This is a genomic window from Actinomyces respiraculi, from assembly GCF_014595995.2.
In the GTDB taxonomy this organism is placed as follows: domain Bacteria; phylum Actinomycetota; class Actinomycetes; order Actinomycetales; family Actinomycetaceae; genus Actinomyces; species Actinomyces respiraculi.
This window is the reverse complement of record NZ_CP063989.1, coordinates 511,583-529,112: the sequence shown is the minus strand read 5'-3', so window position 1 is coordinate 529,112 and position 17,530 is coordinate 511,583. Positions and strand designations below refer to the sequence as shown.

The 17,530-nt window shown below is 72.0% G+C and carries 14 protein-coding genes; 6 read left to right on the top strand and 8 right to left on the bottom strand.

The annotated features are described in order from the left end of the window. Positions 1–22: 22 nt before the first annotated feature. Positions 23–1,621 (top strand): asparagine synthase-related protein, encoded by a 1,599-nt coding sequence (locus tag ID810_RS02205; RefSeq protein WP_166856265.1) that lies wholly within the window; start codon positions 23–25, stop codon positions 1,619–1,621. A 137-nt stretch (positions 1,622–1,758) separates the two neighbouring features. Here the strand turns inward: ID810_RS02205 and ID810_RS02200 are convergent, their stop codons facing one another. Then, entirely contained in the window at positions 1,759–2,874 is a 1,116-nt protein-coding gene (locus ID810_RS02200; RefSeq protein WP_166856267.1) for a glycosyltransferase family 4 protein, read from the bottom strand. A gap of 74 nt (positions 2,875–2,948) precedes the next feature. Here ID810_RS02200 and wecB point away from each other — a divergent pair, with 74 nt between their 5' ends. Beyond that, positions 2,949–4,025, top strand: coding sequence for a non-hydrolyzing UDP-N-acetylglucosamine 2-epimerase (wecB, locus tag ID810_RS02195; protein WP_166856269.1), 1,077 nt, complete (start codon positions 2,949–2,951; stop codon positions 4,023–4,025). 876 nt (positions 4,026–4,901) lie between these two features. Here wecB and ID810_RS02190 read toward each other — a convergent pair. The 5 genes from ID810_RS02190 to ID810_RS02170 all read right to left on the bottom strand — a co-directional run bounded on the left by ID810_RS02190 (position 4,902) and on the right by ID810_RS02170 (position 10,429). Next, positions 4,902–6,224, bottom strand: coding sequence for a glycosyltransferase (locus ID810_RS02190; protein WP_166856271.1), 1,323 nt, complete (start codon positions 6,222–6,224; stop codon positions 4,902–4,904). Next, the gene (locus ID810_RS02185) at positions 6,221–7,585 is read right to left on the bottom strand and encodes a lipopolysaccharide biosynthesis protein (protein WP_235931563.1); all 1,365 of its coding nucleotides are present in this window, start codon (positions 7,583–7,585) and stop codon (positions 6,221–6,223) included. The genes ID810_RS02190 and ID810_RS02185 overlap by 4 nt, the downstream gene beginning before the upstream one ends. Before the next feature lie 80 nt (positions 7,586–7,665). Beyond that, on the bottom strand, positions 7,666–8,664 hold the full coding sequence (locus tag ID810_RS02180) for a Gfo/Idh/MocA family protein (protein WP_166856464.1): 999 nt from the start codon (positions 8,662–8,664) through the stop codon (positions 7,666–7,668). Between the two features lie 2 nt (positions 8,665–8,666). Then, positions 8,667–9,806, bottom strand: coding sequence for a DegT/DnrJ/EryC1/StrS family aminotransferase (locus tag ID810_RS02175; protein ID WP_166856273.1), 1,140 nt, complete (start codon positions 9,804–9,806; stop codon positions 8,667–8,669). Then, positions 9,806–10,429, bottom strand: a complete 624-nt coding sequence (locus ID810_RS02170; RefSeq protein ID WP_166856275.1) for an acyltransferase — start codon at positions 10,427–10,429, stop codon at positions 9,806–9,808. The genes ID810_RS02175 and ID810_RS02170 overlap by 1 nt, the downstream gene beginning before the upstream one ends. 111 nt (positions 10,430–10,540) lie before the next feature. On the opposite strand from ID810_RS02170, the gene ID810_RS02165 reads away from it, so the two are divergent. Beyond that, complete coding sequence (locus ID810_RS02165) at positions 10,541–11,266, top strand: glycosyltransferase family 2 protein (RefSeq protein ID WP_413227880.1); 726 nt, start codon at positions 10,541–10,543, stop codon at positions 11,264–11,266. Positions 11,267–11,287: 21 nt separating this feature from the next. Then, complete coding sequence (locus ID810_RS02160; protein WP_166856277.1) at positions 11,288–11,728, top strand: DUF2304 domain-containing protein; 441 nt, start codon at positions 11,288–11,290, stop codon at positions 11,726–11,728. 81 nt (positions 11,729–11,809) lie between these two features. On the opposite strand, the gene ID810_RS02155 is transcribed toward ID810_RS02160, so the two are convergent. Then, positions 11,810–12,682, bottom strand: a complete 873-nt coding sequence (locus ID810_RS02155) for a glycosyltransferase family 2 protein (protein WP_166856279.1) — start codon at positions 12,680–12,682, stop codon at positions 11,810–11,812. A gap of 165 nt (positions 12,683–12,847) precedes the next feature. Between ID810_RS02155 and ID810_RS02150 the strand changes: the two genes are divergently transcribed. Then, complete coding sequence (locus ID810_RS02150) at positions 12,848–14,140, top strand: LCP family protein (RefSeq protein ID WP_235931564.1); 1,293 nt, start codon at positions 12,848–12,850, stop codon at positions 14,138–14,140. 620 nt (positions 14,141–14,760) lie between these two features. Next, positions 14,761–15,867, top strand: coding sequence for an LCP family protein (locus tag ID810_RS02145; protein ID WP_235931565.1), 1,107 nt, complete (start codon positions 14,761–14,763; stop codon positions 15,865–15,867). A 74-nt stretch (positions 15,868–15,941) separates the two neighbouring features. Here the strand turns inward: ID810_RS02145 and galE are convergent, their stop codons facing one another. Further along, on the bottom strand, positions 15,942–16,940 hold the full coding sequence (gene galE, locus ID810_RS02140) for a UDP-glucose 4-epimerase GalE (protein ID WP_166856283.1): 999 nt from the start codon (positions 16,938–16,940) through the stop codon (positions 15,942–15,944). Between the last annotated feature and the right edge of the window lie 590 nt (positions 16,941–17,530).

Here is a 17,530-nt window from a genome sequence, read left to right as displayed (position 1 = left end):
TCCCCTGACGGATGAGGACCTCGTGGACATCGACCTCTCACTCGCCTCCCCGGCGTGGACCGCCGTCGCCGACGGCCTGCGTGTGCGTGCCGACCACCCGTGCACCGCCCCGACCAGCCCCGATGTCCTGCGTGATCACCCGGGTCGGCTCGCCGCCGTCGAGGTCACCGAGGAGCACGTCCTCCTCGCCGTCGACCGCCTGCGCTCCTGGCCCCTGTTCTGGGCGGCCCGGGACGGTGGGCGCCGCCTGCTCGTGACCGACGACCCCGCCGCCCTGCGCTCGGGGCTCGAGTGTCCCGCGCTGCTGGCCCCGGCGGTGGCCGAGATGGAGGACGCCGGCTTCGTCACCGGTGCGCGCACCCTGCTGCGCGGCGTCCACCAGGTCCCCCAGGGCGCCGTCGTCACCATCAGCCGCCGCACCGGTGCCGTCACCCGCGACGACTACGCCTTCGCGGCCTTCAACCCGGACGAGATCACCGACCCGGAGGACTTCGCCGTCGCCTTCCTCGACGCCCTGGGCACGACGATGACGCGCCTGCTGGACAGGCTGGGCGGCCGGCGCCTGCTCCTGCCGCTGTCAGGGGGGCTCGACTCGCGCCTGCTGCTGGCCTGGCTGCTGCGGCACGGTGAGGCCGGTCGCGTCGCGACCTTCACCTACGGGGTGCCCGGCGCCCGTGAGGTGGAGGTCTCGCGCCGGGTCGCCCAGCAGGCCGGTGTGCCGTGGTGCGCCGTGCCCTACGAGCGCCGTGCGCTGCTGGAGCACTGGCACAGCCCCGCCACCGCCGCCTTCCTGTCCGCCTCCCACTGCTGGTCCGCCCTGCCGCACGTGCAGGACTGGTACGCCCTGTCCGTCATGCGCGCCCGGGGCGAGGCCGGGGAGGGCGACGTCGTCCTGCCGGGGCACACGGTCGTCGGCAACATGCACGACAAGCAGCTCCTCGATGCCGTGCCGGTGAGCCGGGCGACGGCGGCCCGGGCGATCATCCACCACCACCACGACCTCCAGGGCCGCCCCGAGCGGGCCGGCGCGGACCCGTGGGTGGCTGTGGCGGTGCGTGAGGCCATGACCCTGGCCGGCTTCGACGGCTCGGGGCGCACGCTGCGCTCCCTGCTGGAGGGCTACAACCTGCGCGAGCGCCAGACGAAGTACATCAACAACTCCGTGCGTGCCTACGAGCACCTGGGCATGGACTGGGCGCTGCCCATGCTCGATGCGGAGGTGTGGCACACGTGGCAGCGGGGCACTGCCGCCGCCACGGCCACCCGTGACCTCTACCGGGTCATCGTTGACCGGCTGTGGGCGCGGGCGACCGGGGCCTCGGAGCCGGAGTCCGCCTACTACGAGGTCACCCGGGTCGACCCGCGCACACGCGCCGGCCTCAAGGGGGTGCTGGCGGCGACCCATCTTCTGCCCGCGGCCGAGCGGGTCTTCTCCACGTGGTCCTCGCTGCACTCCGAGACGGCCTTCGACGCCCTGTTCACGGACACCTCCCGTGCGCGTGCGGCGGTGGGCCTGCTGTCGGGGCGCAAGACCCTGGGGCTGTGGACGCGCGCCTTCCTGCGTGACACGTGGTGCCGCAGCGCCGTGCTCTTCCGGGACTTGCCCGTCGTCGAGGAGTAAAGGCAGCGTCAGGGCGGGCAGCCCGGCGGCGGGGCGGGCGGAGCCGGCGCAGCACGGCGGGGCGGGCACGCCGTCGGACCGGTGCCCGCCGACGACGAAGCGGGTCGGTCCACCGGAGCCGACTCACCGCCGTCGGCTCACCGGAGCCGGCCGGCCGCCTGCTCGTGAACCCGCCGGTAGGACTCACCGACCTGCTGGGAGGCGAAGCGCTGCCCGATCGTGGCGGCGATGTCCCCAGCGCTCGCACCCTCCAACCGCCCAAGGGTGGCGGTGACGGCGTCGGCCCACACGCCGACGGTGGAGCCGGCCGGCACGACAGCGCCGTTGGCCTCCGCGACGTACTCGACCTGCCCGCCGGCGTCGGAGACAACAACGGGACGGCCGGCGACAATCGCCTCGGCGGCGGAGACGAAGAAGTTGTCCCCCCGGGTCGGGCCGAGGAAGAGGTCCGCGGCCTCGAGCTCGCGACGCACCCCCGCGGCGTCGAGCGTGCCCGTCAGGCGCAGCCGCTCCCCGACGCCCCGCTCGTTGGCGCGCGCGGCGACCTGCTCGCGCAGCGGCCCGTCACCCACGAGGGTGAGGCTCGCGTCCGTGCCCCGGGCCACGAGCTCGGCGAGCACCTCAACGCCGGTCAGGGGGTCCTTGCGCTCGACGAGACCCCCGACACTCACGAGCCGCAGGCCCGGGCCCTGACGGCGCTCGGCGACGCGGGCAAGGGGCTCGACGACGCAGGGCACGACGACGGTGGGCGCCTCGAAGCGGGCGCGGCGCACCGGGGCGGCGAGGTAGTCGCACACGGCGGTGACGACGTCGGGGCGGGCCAGCTCGTGGGTGACGAGCATGCGCCCCGCCCGCAGCGCCGGGGTCAGCGTGCCCGGGTTCGTCAGCCCCGACCAGTGCTCGGTGTGCACCCACGGGGTGCGCAGTGCGTGGACGGTGTCGAGCAGGCCCAGGGGCAGCAGGGCGCTCATTGCCATGGAGTGCAGGACCTCGGCGTCCTCAAGGAGGGCGGGCAGGTGCCGGGCCGCTCGGGCCACCGAGACCGGGTCGGCGGGACGCATCGGCACGCGCACCACGCGCAGGCCCTCGATGAGCGCGCGGCGTGTGCCGTCGTCCTGGTGGGGTGGCACGAGGTGGACGATGCGCACGTCCTGGCCCACCTGCCTCATGGCGAGGCAGTCGCGCACGACGAAGCTGCCGGAGGAGGGGGCGACGGCGGTGGGCAGCCACGTGGTGACGACGGTGACGCGCATGCCCAGGAGCCTACAGGCGCCCGCGGGCGTCCGGTCCGGGGTCAGGGGCACTCGGTCTGGGTAGGGTGGGGCGCATGCGCGTGCTGTCCGCCGTCGGGGCCCGGCCCCAGTTCGTCAAGCTCGCCCCCATTGACGCCGCCTTCCGCACGGCCGGGATCGAGCACCTCATCGTCCACACGGGCCAGCACTACGACCCGATGCTCTCCGACGTGTTCTTCACCGACCTGGGCATCTCGGCGCCCGACGTCCACCTCGGCGTCGGCTCCGGCGGCCACGGCGTGCAGACCGGCGCGATGCTCGCGGCGATGGATGGTGTCCTGGACGAGATGCGTCCCGACTGGGTCCTCGTGTACGGGGACACGAACTCCACGCTCGCCGGGGCGCTGAGCGCGGTCAAGAAGCACGTGCCGGTCGCGCACCTGGAGGCCGGGCTGCGTTCCTTCGACCGGCGGATGCCCGAGGAGATCAACCGGGTCCTGACCGACCACGCCGCCGACCTCCTGCTGGCCCCCACCGCCGCGGGTGCCGCCCACCTGGCCGCCGAGGGGCTCCAGGCGCGCACCGTCGTCGTCGGCGATGTCATGACCGATGTCTTGCTGGCCCAGCGTGACGCCCTGGCAGGAGCGCCCTCCCCGGTGGGGTCCGAGCTGGGGCTCGCGGACGGCGCCTACTCTCTGGCGACGATCCACCGGCCGCAGAACACCGACGACGCCGACCGGCTGCACGCGGTGCTCGACGCCCTGGCGGCGGTGGACCACCCGGTCGTCCTGCTGGCCCACCCGCGCCTGGTGGCGGCCTGCGCCGCCCACGGCATTGAGCTGGCCGACCGCGGCGGCCTGCGGGTCCACGCGCCCCTGAGCTACCCGGACCTCGTCGCCTCGATGGTGGCGGCGCGCGGCGTGGTGACGGACTCCGGCGGGCTGCAGAAGGAGGCCTTCCTCCTGCGGGTGCCGTGCACGACCGTGCGCCCGGTCACGGAGTGGGTGGAGACGGTCGAGCTGGGGTGGAACGTGCTCGTCGAGCCGGGCGAGGCCCTGGTGTCCGCCGCCTCGCGCCCGCGCCCGGCCGAGCCCGCCGCCGAGGACGCCCACCCCTACGGCGACGGCCGGGCCGCCGAGCGCGTCGCCGCCGAGCTCCTCACCCGCGCCTGACCCCCGCAGCGCCGGCCCGCTGTAGGCCCGCCGATGGACAACCTGCGCGCACCAGGACGGGTGCCAGACTTTCCTAGCGCATTTGATGCGTTAGTCGGACAACCTGCGCGCACCAGGACGGGTGCGTCCTGCCGCGGCGCCCAGAGGACTCGACGACTGGTGTCGATCTCGTTCCCCAGAAGTTGATCTCGTTCCCCAGAAGTTGATCTCGTTGCCCAGAAGTTGATCTCGTTCCTCCAACGAACGAGATGGAGCGCCAAGGAACGAGATGGATGGGCGAGGAACGAGGTGGAGCGCTGAGGAACGAGATGGATGCACTCGACAACCGCCGTCGCCCCGGCTCCAGGGAAACGGTCGTGTTCCAGGTCGCGTCCACGACGAGTCGGTTGGCACAAGTAGTGCCCCTGAGAGTGGTGTAGCCGCTAGTGTCCACGCGGCGGATATGAACCGCGACCGCCGTCGGCACCACCGCCCAGAGCCGCGGAATCACGCCGTTTCCTCCCGCCAGGTTGAGCCTCTGGGCCGGTCATGTCCGCGCCGTGGACACTGCTCGCGCCGAGGGACTGCCCGCGGGGTTGTCGATGAGCCAGTAGCCGGCCTTCGGACCCTCCTCGAGCCGGAGTCTCGCCTCCTCGGGCTCCCCAGGTCGTCGTCCGGCAGGTGCGGACGACCTCACCTCCGCCCCCACGTGTCACCGATGTCCCGAGGTTCGAACTGTCACCGATGTCCTGAGGCAGAACCGTCGCCGAACTCCTCGGTTTGCGCTCGAAAACACGGCAAAACGCCGTACGTTCGCGAGCAAACCGAGGAGTTCGAGCCAGGCACCCGTCTCCCCCACGCCCCTCTACCAACGCACCCTTCGACCAGCACGCCCTGTTACCGGCGCGGCATGAGGGCGCGCAGGGCGGCGACGAAGTCCCGGTACTGGCGCGAGGCGTCGCTCATGCGGGCCCAGGTCTGCCGGGCGGCCCCGCTCATGGCGGCGTAGCCCTCCTGGCCCAGGTCCATGACGGACTCCACGGCGTCCGCGACCCGGGCGGCGTCGACCTCGACGGGCACGAGACGCCCGTTGACGCCGTCGTGAACGATCTCGCCCGTGCCGCCCGCCGCCGTCGCCACCACCGGCAGGGCAGCCGACTGCGCCTCCATGACGGACACCGGCACCCCCTCGCCGTCGGAGCAGTTGAGGAAGCAGGCGAAGGGGCTCGTCGCGTACAGGCGGCGCACCTCCTCGTTGGGCATATGGCCCGTGAGGGTCACCGGGACCTGCGGCATGAGCTCGTGCGCCCGGTGCCGCAGCACCTCGAGTCGCTCGGGGTCCGCCTCACCCACATGCGTCCACGTCACCGCCCGGCCGCGGCGTGCGAGCTCGGCCACCGTCTCCAGGACAAGGCCGACGCGCTTGTAGGGGGCCGTGTGGGAGCACGAGACGATCGCGAAGGGCTCACCCTCCCGCGGCTTCTGCCGCACGGGCGCCGACGACGCGGGCACGCCCAGCCTCGCCACCTCCACACGCCCGCCCGCCTGCGGGAAGCGGCGGCGCAGGAAGCCCGCGGCGTACTCGGAGATCGGGTAGACCCTGTCGACCGCCTCCATGACGTAGCGGCGCGAGGGCACGTAGCCGCGCGGGGCGTCGGCCTCGTCGACGTCATAGGCGTGCGCGCGGGCCACGACCCTCACCTCGTGCCCTGCCAGCTCGCGGCGGCGCAGCATCCCGCCCAGGGCCGCCCCGGTGAAGAACCAGTAGGAGTAGATGGTCACCCGGTCCCCGGGGCGCAGGCCGAGGCAGGGCATGAGGCGGCGCAGGCGAGCGCGCGCCCCCAGGGCGATGGCCGCGAAACGCACGTCCATGCCGAAGCGCCCCGGGCTGCGCCACGGCGGAGTCTGAACCATCCGCTCGGGCCCCAGGAGGATCTGCACACTGCGCATGAGCGCCTGGGAGCGCCACCCCCCGGGCAGGCGCGAGGCGGGCATGAGGGCACTGCGGGCGTTGGCCGGCAGGGGCCGGGTGCGCCGTGCCCCCTCGCTCAGGCGCACGGGCACGACGAGGACCTCGTCATAGGCCTCGCACAGGACGTCGATCTCCTGCTCGAGGAACTCCTCGCCCACCTCGTAGGGGTAGAAGTCGGTGAGCAGGAGCAGGACGTCGCGCGTTGCGGCCCCGTCGGTACGCTCGGTGCCCGGTGTCGCGGTGCTCATGCATCCTCCCCTGTGGTCGGCGGGTGGGAGGCGGCATCCTCGCCCGCCCCATTGTCACCGGCCCCGCCGTCGGCCCCGTCGTCGGCCTCATTCCCGACGGCGTCCCCGCCGTCGCGCCCGACGCCACGTTCGCCGTCGGCCCTATTGTCACCCGGGTCGGCCGGGCCGCGGGCGTCGAAGCGCCGGGCGGCCTCGTAGGCCATGAGGGTCATGAGGACGAGCAGCAGCCCCATGAGAGCGCCCAGCACGTAGGTCGTGGCCAGCAGCTCCAGGGGAGACAGGGCCAGCCACGCAAGGGGCGCGGCCGCGTACAGGACGGCGAAAGCGAGCATCCATCCCTGGTTGCCGGTGACGACGAACAGGTTCGAGACCGGGGAGGTGATGAGCAGCATGAACAGCCAGGGCGTCAGGGCCCTGGCGAAGTCCCCGGCGTCATGCCACTGGTCGCCGAAGAGGAGGGGAAACAGCCACGGGGAGGCCAGGTAGACGGCCGCGAAGGGCGCAACGCCGACCATCAGGGCGCGCCGCACCAGGGCGTGAACAAGGGGGCGCATCTGCCCCGGCTCGACGACGGACAGGCGCTGGAAGAAGACCCGGGAGACCGCGCCGTTGATGAGGATGAGGGGAGCGTCCAGGACCCGCCACGCCATCTGGAACTGGCCCAGCGCCGCAGTGGAGTAGCCGGCGATGAGCAGCTGGATGCCGGACAGGCGCACGGCGTCGACAAGCGCATTGGGGGCGTTGAGCAACGGCATGCGCCGGTGCGTGCGGGCGACCCGGCGCAGGCTCGGGGCGTCCGGCGGCAGCCTGCGGGCCAGCTCGGGGGCTTGGCGGCCCAGGTTGAGGAAGGCGAAGAGCTGGCCGAGGGTGTGCCCCAGGACGAGGCCGGGCAGCCCGCCCAGGCCCGCCAGCCCCAGGACCAGCTGGCCGCCGGTCAGGCCGATCTGCTGCTCGGCCTGGTTGACGGCGATGACCCGGTAGCGGCTGTGCCGGTTGAACCAGTACTTGAGGACCTCGATGCCGCTCATGAGGAAGGTCGTCAGGCCCACCAGTGGCATCCAGTCTGCCACCTCCTGCCCCCACCAACGGGCGACGACGCCGCGCAGCGGGATGCTGAGGACGGTGACGAGCACACTGGCGAGAAGGACGCAGCACATCGCCAGACGGGTCAGGGCCAGCGCCTCGCTGTCGCGCCGCGGCAGCATGACGGCCATGTCGTAGCGCAGGGCGGCGACGGCGACGGCCACGCCGGCCACCGACGTGTAGGTCGCCAGCATCCCAAGGTCCTCAGGCGTGTAGATGCGCGCCAGGACCAGCGTCATGAGCAGGGAGACGGCCTGCGCGACGGCAGTGCCCGTCACCAGGGTCAGGACGTGCCCCAGGGCCGGGGAGGAGCGCCTGAGGGTGTCCAGGCGCTCGTGTATCCGCGTGAGCAGCCCGTTCAGAGCGCGACCGTCCGGTTCTCGGCCGCCGCAGCCAGGACGGCCTCGACGACACGCAGCGTGTGCACGCCTTCGTCCATGGACACCACCTCGGTGGAGGCACCGGGGCCGGCAAGCACGGCGTCGCGGAAGCGCTCGGCCTCCAGGGCCAGGGGCTCGCGCTTGGCGATGGCGTAGCGGATGACGTCGCCCTCACTCACGCCTCGTACGTTGGCGACCTGCTCCCAGGTGGACTCCACGGTGCCGTTGGCGTGGAAGGTGAGGTCCCCGGTGAGGGTGTCGGCCACGAAAGCACCCTTCTCCCCGGTGACAACCGTGACCCGCTCCTTGAAGGGGGTGAGCCAGTTGATGACGTGGGAGACGATGACGCCGTTGGCCAGCAGACCGCTGGCGACAACCATGTCCTCGTGCTGTCTGCCGGATCGGTGGGCGACCTGGGCGCTGATCGACACGTAGGGGGCGCCTGCGATCCAGGCGGTGAGGTCGACGTCGTGGGTGGCGAGGTCCTTGACGACCCCGACATCGCTGATGCGGGCCGGGAAGGGGCCCTGGCGGCGGGTGAGGACCTGGTAGACCCGCCCGAGCTCGTCGGCGTCAAGGCGCTCGCGCAGCGCACGCAGGGCGGGGTTGCAGCGCTCGACGTAGCCGACCGTGCCCAACAGGCCGCGCTCGGCGAAGGCGTCGCGCACCCGCTCGCCCGCCTCGACGCTGTGGGCGATGGGCTTTTCCACCATGGTGTGCACGCCGGCGTCGGCCAGGGCCAGGGCGACGTCCTCGTGGTAGACGGTGGGCACGGCGACCAGGGCGGCGTCGATCCCGGCGCTGATGAGGGCGTCGACGTCGGGCAGCACCGGCAGGCCGACGGCGACGCCGAAGCGGTCACCGCCCGGGTCGGCGACGGCGACGAGATCGAGCCCCTCGGTGGCGCGGATGACGCGGGCGTGGTGGCGGCCCATCGTCCCCAGGCCGATGAGCCCGACGCGCAGGTTCTGCCCCATGCTCACGCACCCGCCTTCGCGACGGCGGCCACGGCCTCGACGATGCGCTCGAGGTCGGCCTGGCTCAGTGACGGGTGCACGGGCAGGGACAGGCACTCGCGGGCCGCCTTCTTAGTGCCGGGCAGCTCCAGGCCCGGGGCGTAGCGGGCCAGGGAGTCGAGCCGGTGGTTGGGGATCGGGTAGTAGACGCCTGAGCCGACGCCCCACTCCTCCTTCAGGGCCGTCTGGGCGGCGGTGCGCTCGGCAGCCGTGGCCCCCTCGAAGCGGATCGTGTACTGGTGGTAGACGTGACGGTAGCCCTCGGGCACCGCGGGGGTGACGACGCCGCCGACGCCGGCGAGCCCGGCGTCCAGGACGGCCGCGTTGGCCTGTCGCTGGGCGGTCCAGCCCTCCAGCTTGGTCAGTTGGACGCGGCCGACGGCGGCGCCCACGTCCGTCATGCGGTTGTTGAAGCCAACGAGCTCGTTGGCGTACTGGCGCTCCATGCCCTGGTTGCGCAGCAGCCGCACGCGCCTGGCCAGCTCGGCGTCGGCGGTCGAGACCATGCCGCCCTCAAGGGAGGTCATGTTCTTCGTGGGGTAGAAGGAGAAGGAGCCCCACTCGCCGAAGGTGCCCACGGGTGTGCCGTCGATGGCGGCGGCGTGCGCCTGGGCGCAGTCCTCCCAGACCTTCAGGCCATGGCGCTCGGCGATGGCCAGGATCTCGGGCATGTTGGCGGGCAGGCCGTAAAGGTGGACGACCTCGATGGCGACGGTCCGCTCGGTGATGGCCGCCTCGACGCCGGCCGGGTCGAGGGTGAAGGTCACGGGGTCGATGTCGGCGAAGACGGGGCGCGCGCCCGTGGCGGCGACGGAGTTGCCGGTCGCAGCGAAGGTGAAGGAGGGCACGATGACCTCGGTGTCGACCACGGCCGCCGGGTTCGTCTCGTTAAGGGAGGCCAGGGCGGCCAGGTGCTGAGCGGAGGTGCCGGAGTTGACGGCGACGGCGTGGGTGCCGGCGACCACCTGGGCGCTGAACTCCTCCTCGAAGGCCGCCACCTGCGGACCCTGGACAACCATGCCGGAGGCGATGACGGCGTCGACGGCGGCGCGCTCCTCCTGCCCGATAATCGGCTTGGCAGGCGGGATGACGTCGAATGCCATCAGATGGACACCTCTCGGATCGTGTTCTCGAGCTCTTCGAAGACGGTGGACGTGACGGGGCAGCGCCAGCGCGTCACGCCCTCACGGTAGGCAGGGTCGTTGTCGGCGACGGCGACGAGGGGCTCACCGGCCCGCCCCACCCAGCCGATGCGGCGGGCGGGGACCCCGGCAACGAGGGCGTGGGCGGGCACGTCCTTCGTGACGACGGCGCCGGCGGCGACGGTCGCCCAGGCGCCAATGGTCACGGGGGCGACGCAGACGGCGCGCGCACCGACGGAGGCGCCTTGCTCGATGGTGACGCCGACCGGCTCCCAGTCGGCTGCTGACTTCAGGGTGCCGTCGGGGTTGACAGCGCGGGGGAAGTGGTCGTTGGTGAGGGTGACGGCCGGGCCGATGAAGACGCCGTCGGCCAGGCGGGCGGGCTCGTAGACGAGGGCGTAGTTCTGCACCTTGCAGTTGTCCCCCATGATGACGCCCTCACCGATGTAGGCGCCGCGTCCGACGACGCAGCTCGTGCCGAGGACGGCGTGCTCACGCACCTGGGCGAGGTGCCAGACGCTGGTGCCGTCACCGATGACGGCCTCGTCCGAGACATCGGCCGAGTCGACGATCCTCACGCTCACGGGTACTCCTCGTCTGTGTCTGGCCCCACGGCGGCGTCCACCGTCGTCACCCGTGGACCATCGTATGTGCACCCTCGTGGTGGACGACAGCGGCCGTGAGACACTATCGGAATGACCGACACCGGACGCGACGACCACGGCATGCCCGCCTCCTCTCGCACGCTGCGGGTCGTCAACGATGCGTGGCTCATCATCCCCCTTTACAACGAGGCCCCAGTGGTGCGCCGCGTCATCGAGGAGGCGCGCCACGTCTTCCCCCACATCGTCGTCGTCGATGACGGCTCGACGGATGCCTCGGCCGCCGAGGCCGCCACGACGGGCGTCGTCGTCGTGCGCCACCCCGTCAACCTCGGGCAGGGGGCGGCGCTGCAGACGGGCTTCACCTATGTCCTGGAGCGCACGCGGGCCCGTTGGGCGGTGACTTTCGACGCCGACGGCCAGCACTCGGTGGCTGACGCGGCCGCCATGGTGGAGCGCTCGCGGGCCGAGGATCTGGGCTTCGTCCTCGGCTCGCGCTTCCTCGACGGCTCCACGCGGGTCGGCCGGGCCAAGCGTCTGGTCCTGCGCACGGCCGCCGCCGTGTCCTCCCACAGCTCGGGCATGCGCCTGACCGACGCCCACAACGGGCTGCGCGTCATCCGCCGCGACGCCCTCGAGCGCCTCCAGCTGCGCCAGAACCGCATGGCCCACGCCTCAGAGATCGTGCGCCAGCTGGGCGCGACGGGCCTGGCCTGGGCCGAGCACCCGGTGCGGATCGCCTACACCGACTACTCCCGGGCCAAGGGCCAGTCCCTGTGGAACTCCGTCAACATCCTCGTCGACCTGGTCTTCTCCTGAGGGCCGGGCAGGAGCGCATCCATGAGTTCTCAGATCATTATCCAGGTCGTCCTGATCGCCGCCGTCGGCGTGATCGGCTGGCTCATCTACCGCGTCCCGGGCGGCTCGCGTCACCAGGCCGCCCGGCGTCTGGTGACGCTCGGCTTCGTGGCCTTCGCGGTTGTGTCCATTGCCGTGCCAAGCCTCTTGACGCGCCTGGCGCACCTGGTGGGGGTCGGGCGTGGAACCGACCTGCTGCTCTATGCGCTGGCGGTGGCCTTCCTCGCCCAGATGCTCTCCTCCTTCCGCCGCAACGCGGCCCTCGAGCGTCAGGTCACGCGCCTTGCACGCCGGATCGCCCTGATGGAGGCGGCCGACGGCGCCGTCGGAGAGCCCAGTGCGGGCACTCGGGCCGACGCAGGTACTCGGGCCGACGCGGACACTCAGCCCAGCGCGACCGTGACGCAACCGGGACGGGACTGAGCTCCGCACCGGGTGCTCGGCCGAGCCCGCTCGGGTCGGCCGCGACCGGTCAGTGAATGCCCGTGAGTGCTCAGTCGGTGCTCAGTGGGTGCGCCGTGCTCTGCGGGCCAGGCGTACCTCGGCCTCCTCGCGCAGCCGCAGGCCCCCGGTGATCGCCCAGCGCACGGGCGCCTGCCACGGGGCGTCGTAGACACCGCACATGTAGCGTCTGGCTGAGGCGTGGTGCGCCCGGATCATCTTCTCGGGGCGGGCCTTCCAGGAGGCGCCCTGCTCATGGATGACGACCGCCTCGGGCACTTGGATGTTGCGCCAGCCCGCCCGGCTCACACGGGACCCCAGGTCAACATCCTCGAAGAACATGAAGTAGTCGTCGTCGAAGCCTCCCAGGGCCTGCCACACGTGCCGGGGCAGCAGGAGGCAGGCGCCCGAGAGCCAGCCGACCTGACGGACGGCGTCATTGCCGTTCTGGGCGTGGTAGGCGGTGGAGAAGGGGTTGGAGGGCCAGACCCGCGTCAGCAGCGCGTGACCCGCCCCACCCAGGAGGGTCGGCAGGGCGCGCCCGGACGGGTAGACGGTGCCGTCCGAGTTGAGCAGACGCGGGCCCAGGCAGCCGGCCGTCGGGTCCGCCTGCGCGGCCTCCACGAGGAGGTCCAGGCTGCCCGGGCGCCAGATGATGTCCGGGTTGGCGACGACGATCCAGTCCTCCGTCAGCTCCGCGGCGGCCAGGTTGGCGCCACCGCCGTAACCGAGGTTGGCTCCGCTGCGCACGACCCGGGCTCCGTGACGTGCGGCCAGCTCGTCGACGAGGTGGTGCTCGGAGCCGTTGTCGGCGATGACGAGCGTGACCTTCCTCGCAGTCGCCGCGGGCACGGAGGCGAGGAAACGGTCGAGCTCGGCACCAGGGTTGTAGGTGACGGTGACAACCCGGATCGTCCCGGTGGTTTCTGTGGTCACAGGCGGATCCTAGCCGAAGGCTCCACCGCGACAGCGGCCCGGACGGGGCTGTCGGCACCGGGTCACGGCAGGCCCGCGCACCGTCTGCCCGCCTGGGTGATGCCGCCGTCCGCCGCGGGGTGGGCAGTGATCTCCACAGTTTTCCCAGCGGCGTTCCCTATCATCATGCTCGTGCCTTCTTCGCTCCGGCCGCTCGCACGGCATGCCGCGCAGGACCTCGCCCGTCATACCGGGCGCACGATCCTCCTCGTCCTGCTGTCCGTCGTGCTGTTCGCAACGTCGTTCGCGGCGATCAGCTACCACGACCTGCAGAGCCAGGTCAACCGCATCGACGTCAACAACCTCCTCGGCACTGACCGGCCCACCCGCGCCGACGCCGACACCGGCGGCGAGGCGGTGGCGGACAGCTACGCCGGCCGGGCCGTCAACATCCTCGTCATGGGCACGGACACGCGTGCGGGAGCCAACAACATCGACGGCGCCGACGGCAGTGAGGACGTCGCCGTCGCCCGCTCGGACACGGCGATGATCCTCCACGTCTCCGCGGACCGCTCCCGGATCGAGGTTGTCTCCATCCCCCGTGACACGCTCCTGGACATCCCCAAGTGCATGCAGGCGGACGGTACCGAGAGCCACGCCCAGGACGACACCATGTTCAACACGGCCTTCTCCAACGGTGCGGGCGAGAACTCGTCGCCCGAGGCCGTTGCCGCAGGGGCCGCCTGCACGATCAAGACCGTCGAACAGCTGACGGGCATCTTCATCGACGAGTACATGGTCGTGGACTTCTCGGGTCTGTCCACCATGGTCGACGCCCTGGGGGGCGTGCAGGTCTACGTCGAGGAGGACATCTACGACCCCGACCACACGGGGCTCGAGCTCGAGGCCGGCTGTTACCACATGGACGGGCTGACGGCTGTGCAGTACGCGCGCGTGCGCTACGGCGTCGGCTATGACGGTTCGGACCTCAACCGCATTGGCCGCCAGCAGAACCTCATGGCGGCGATGCTGCGCACGGCCCAGCAGAAGAACCTGCTGACCTCGGCCACGGACCTGTACTCCTTCGCCCGCAGCGCGCTGGCGACGCTCACGACCTCGCCGGGCATCGGCGAGCTGACCACGCTGGCGGGTCTGGCCCAGTCCATCGCCTCCATCGGCATGGACAATGTGCGCTTCGTGACGATGCCCGTCGCTCCGGCCCCCTCGGACCCCGACAACCGCGTCGTGCCCTCCTGGGAGGCCGAGGCCGTGTGGGATGCCCTCATCAACGACACCCCGGTTCCCGACGAGTCCGTCACCGTCCAGGGTGACGGGGGCGTGCCCTCGGACTCCGCGAGCACCGATGCCCCGGGCTCAGCAGACGGCTCCACCGACGAGGGCACCCCGGAGGAGGACGCCCAGGTGGGCGCGCCCCCCACCGAGGACCCCGCTGCCGCCTGTTACAACCTCCAGCACTAGGCTCTGCGTCAGTAACCCGCTATGTCACCGACACCCCCGAGCGAGGCCCTCCCGTCATGAGCTCGTCTGACTCGGGCGACCTGCCCCCCTCCTTCACCCCCGGCTCTGGAGCCAGGGGGCGGCGTCGCGAGCGCCGAGAGCGCCGAGAGCCGCCCGCGACACCCTCTCGGGATCTACGCGCCGACGGCGCGGCCGGTCAGGCCCGTCGCCAGGGCACGCCGCCTCCCACCGCCGAGCATCGTCAGGCCCCTCCCCCGCCCGTCGGCGCTAGACGCCAGGCGCCGCCACCTCCCACCGCCGAGCATCGTCAGGCCCCTCCCCCGCCAGCTGCCCAGCGCCAACAATCCCGAGCAGCCCAGCCCCCCGCGCTGCCGCCACGCGACTCCGGTGCCCCGCGCCGCCCCCACTCGTCGCGCGCGCGTGCGGGCTCCTCCGCCGTCCCTCTCGCACCCGGCGGACAGGACGGCGTCGAACGGACCCGGGCGCTGCCGACGGCCGGTGCCGCGCGCTCCGGTGCTCTGCCCCCTGCCCCGCATGCAGCGGCGCCCGGTGGGCAGACCGCCTACCCGGTGCGCCGCTCCGTCCACCAGCCAGGCGCCCACCGTCCGCAGCAGCCCACGGTGCCGCCCACGCGCCAGTTCGCCGCCCGGCCCGCTCAGGCTGCCCAGCCCGCCCAGGCCGCCCGGCCCGCCCAGGCCGACCCCTGGGCGCAGCCTCCGCTCCACCAGGCCGGCCCGCCGGTGCCCCCGCCCCAGCCTGCGCGGCCGCGTCGACGTCGGCGCGGGCGCCCGTTGCGCTGGATCGCCGTCGTCCTCGTCCTCGCGCTGACCCTCGTTGCAGGGCGCATACTGTGGCTCGCGCACCGCGTCGAAGACTCCATCGGGCGCGTGGACGCGCTCTCCGGGGCCGCGGACACAGCCGGGCAGACCTGGCTCATCGTCGGCTCGGACTCGCGCGCCGACGGCACCATCCAGGATGAGACCGAGGGCGCGAGGGCGGACTCGATCATGCTCCTGCACCGTGCGCAGAACGGCACCACGGCGCTCGTCTCGCTGCCGCGCGACACCTACGTCGAGATCCCGGACCACGGCGGGGACAAGATCAACGCCTCCTACTCCTACGGCGGGGCCCCGCTCCTGGTCGCAACGGTCGAGGACCTCACCGGCCTGACCGTGGACCACTACGTCGAGGTCGGTATGGGGGGCGTGACCTCCCTCGTGGACGCCGTAGGCGGTATCGAGGTGTGTCTGGACTACGACGTCGAGGACCCCGACTCCGGGCTCGTGTGGCACACGGCCGACGGCGAGTGCCAGACGGTCGACGGCACGCGGGCGCTGGCCTACTCGCGCATGCGCAAGGCCGACCCCCTGGGGGACATCGGCCGGGCACTGCGCCAGCGCGCCGTCGTCTCCGCCGTCGTCTCGGAGGCGATGAGCACCGAGACGCTCCTGTCGCTCAGTCGTCAGGACGCGCTCGTTGAGGCCGGTGCCTCCACGCTGACGGTGGATGAGGGCATGGGATCCGTTGACCTGGCCAGGATGGTCCTGGCCTTCCGCAACGCCACGGGCAGCGGGCTCATGGGCGCTCCCCCGATCGAGTCCCTCGACTACGAGCCCGGAGGGATCGGCGCGGCCGTACTCCTGGAGAACACGACGGCCCCGGACTTCTTCGAGTCCCTGAGGGATGGGACGCTCACCACCGAGGACTTCAACCAGCTCTCCGGCTGAGTGCCGATGCCCCGGCCACGACGGCGGCCGACCACCCGCGAAGGGTGGCCGGCCGCCGTCGTACGACTGGTGCCTCAGTCGCGCGGGCCGAAGTGCGGGCGGTTCGGGTCCGCCTGCCAGGCGCTGAAGCTGGAGGAGACGATGTCGTCGAGGTCGTACTCGGCATGCCAGCCCAGGACCCGGGTGATGCGCGAGGCGTCACCAATGAGCTGCGGGGGGTCGCCCGCGCGGCGGTCGAGCTCCTCGGGCACGAGGTCCAGGCCGGTGGCGGTGATGCACTTGTCGACCACCTCGCGCACGCTCGCCCCCTTGCCGGTGCCAACGTTGAAGACGTGCTCCTCCATGGGCCGGCCGGAGGCCAGGTAGTCCAGGGCGGCGATGTGGGCGGTGGCGAGGTCGCGCACGTGGATGTAGTCGCGGATGCAGGTGCCATCCGGCGTCGGGTAGTCGGTGCCGAAGATCTTCGGGGTCTCGCCCCGCACGAGGCGGTCGAGGACCATGGGGATGAGGTTGAGGGTCGCCATGTCCCCCAGGTCGTCCCAGCCTGCGCCCGCGACATTGAAGTAACGCAGGCCCGCCCAGCGCAGCCCCCAGGCGCGCTCGGCGTTGGCCATCATCCACTCGCCGATGAGCTTGGTCTCCCCGTAGGGGTTGATGGGGCGGCAGTCGATGTCCTCGCGGACCGTCTCCACGGGGGGCATGCCGTAGACGGCGGCGGAGGAGGAGAAGATCATCTGATCCACGCGGGCCTGCTCCATGGCGAGCATCATGTTGGCCAGGCCGCCGACGTTCTGCTGGTAGTACCAGGCGGGCCGGGTGACGGACTCGCCGACCTGCTTGCGCGCCGCGAAGTGGATGACAGCGGTGACACCGCGGCGCTCCATGAGGTCAGTGAGGACGGCCGGGGCCTCACCGGAGGCGACGTCGAGCTCGATGACGGCGGCGCCCTTGACGCGCTCGGGGCTGCCGTAGGACAGGTCGTCAACGACGATCACCTCCTCGCCGCGTTCACGCAGGAGACGGACGACGTGGGCGCCGATGTATCCGGCGCCACCGGCAACGAGGATGCTCATGGGACCAAGCCTAGACGTGTCGGCAGCCGCCGACCGCGTGTATGGTGTGGCTACACCAGACCCCCAGGCCTCTGGCGCACGCTACGCCCAAATCGGGGGGTCTTTTCTGATGATGGTGCCGTGCCCGCGGGTTATCGGCGCAAACGTGGTGCTTTAGACCGGCGTGTCGTGGTGTTAGTGGTGTGGGCCGGCCCAGTTTTTGCGTGCCCATAGGCCTTCTTCGGGGGTGGGGGTGGTGCCCCAGCGGGTAGCGCGCTGGCGTGACGGCCCCCGCGCCACCAGGCCAGCGCGCTCCCACCAGTTCGTCGTCCCGCAGGTGCGCACGGGCTCAGCCGCCGGCGGCGCGCCACTGGTGTCCACGCGGCGGACATGAACTGTGACCGCCGTCGGCGCCCTCGGCGAGATTCGCGGAATCACGCCGTTTCCTCCCGGCGGGTTGAGCCTCTGGGCCGGTCATGTCCGCGCCGTGGACACTCCATCTACGTCTGCTCCCCCGACTCCACCGACCGGCACGGCGCACACGCCCACACACGCACCGCCAACCCCACGTGTCACCGATGTCCTGGACATCACAGCCGTTCCCGCGTGAG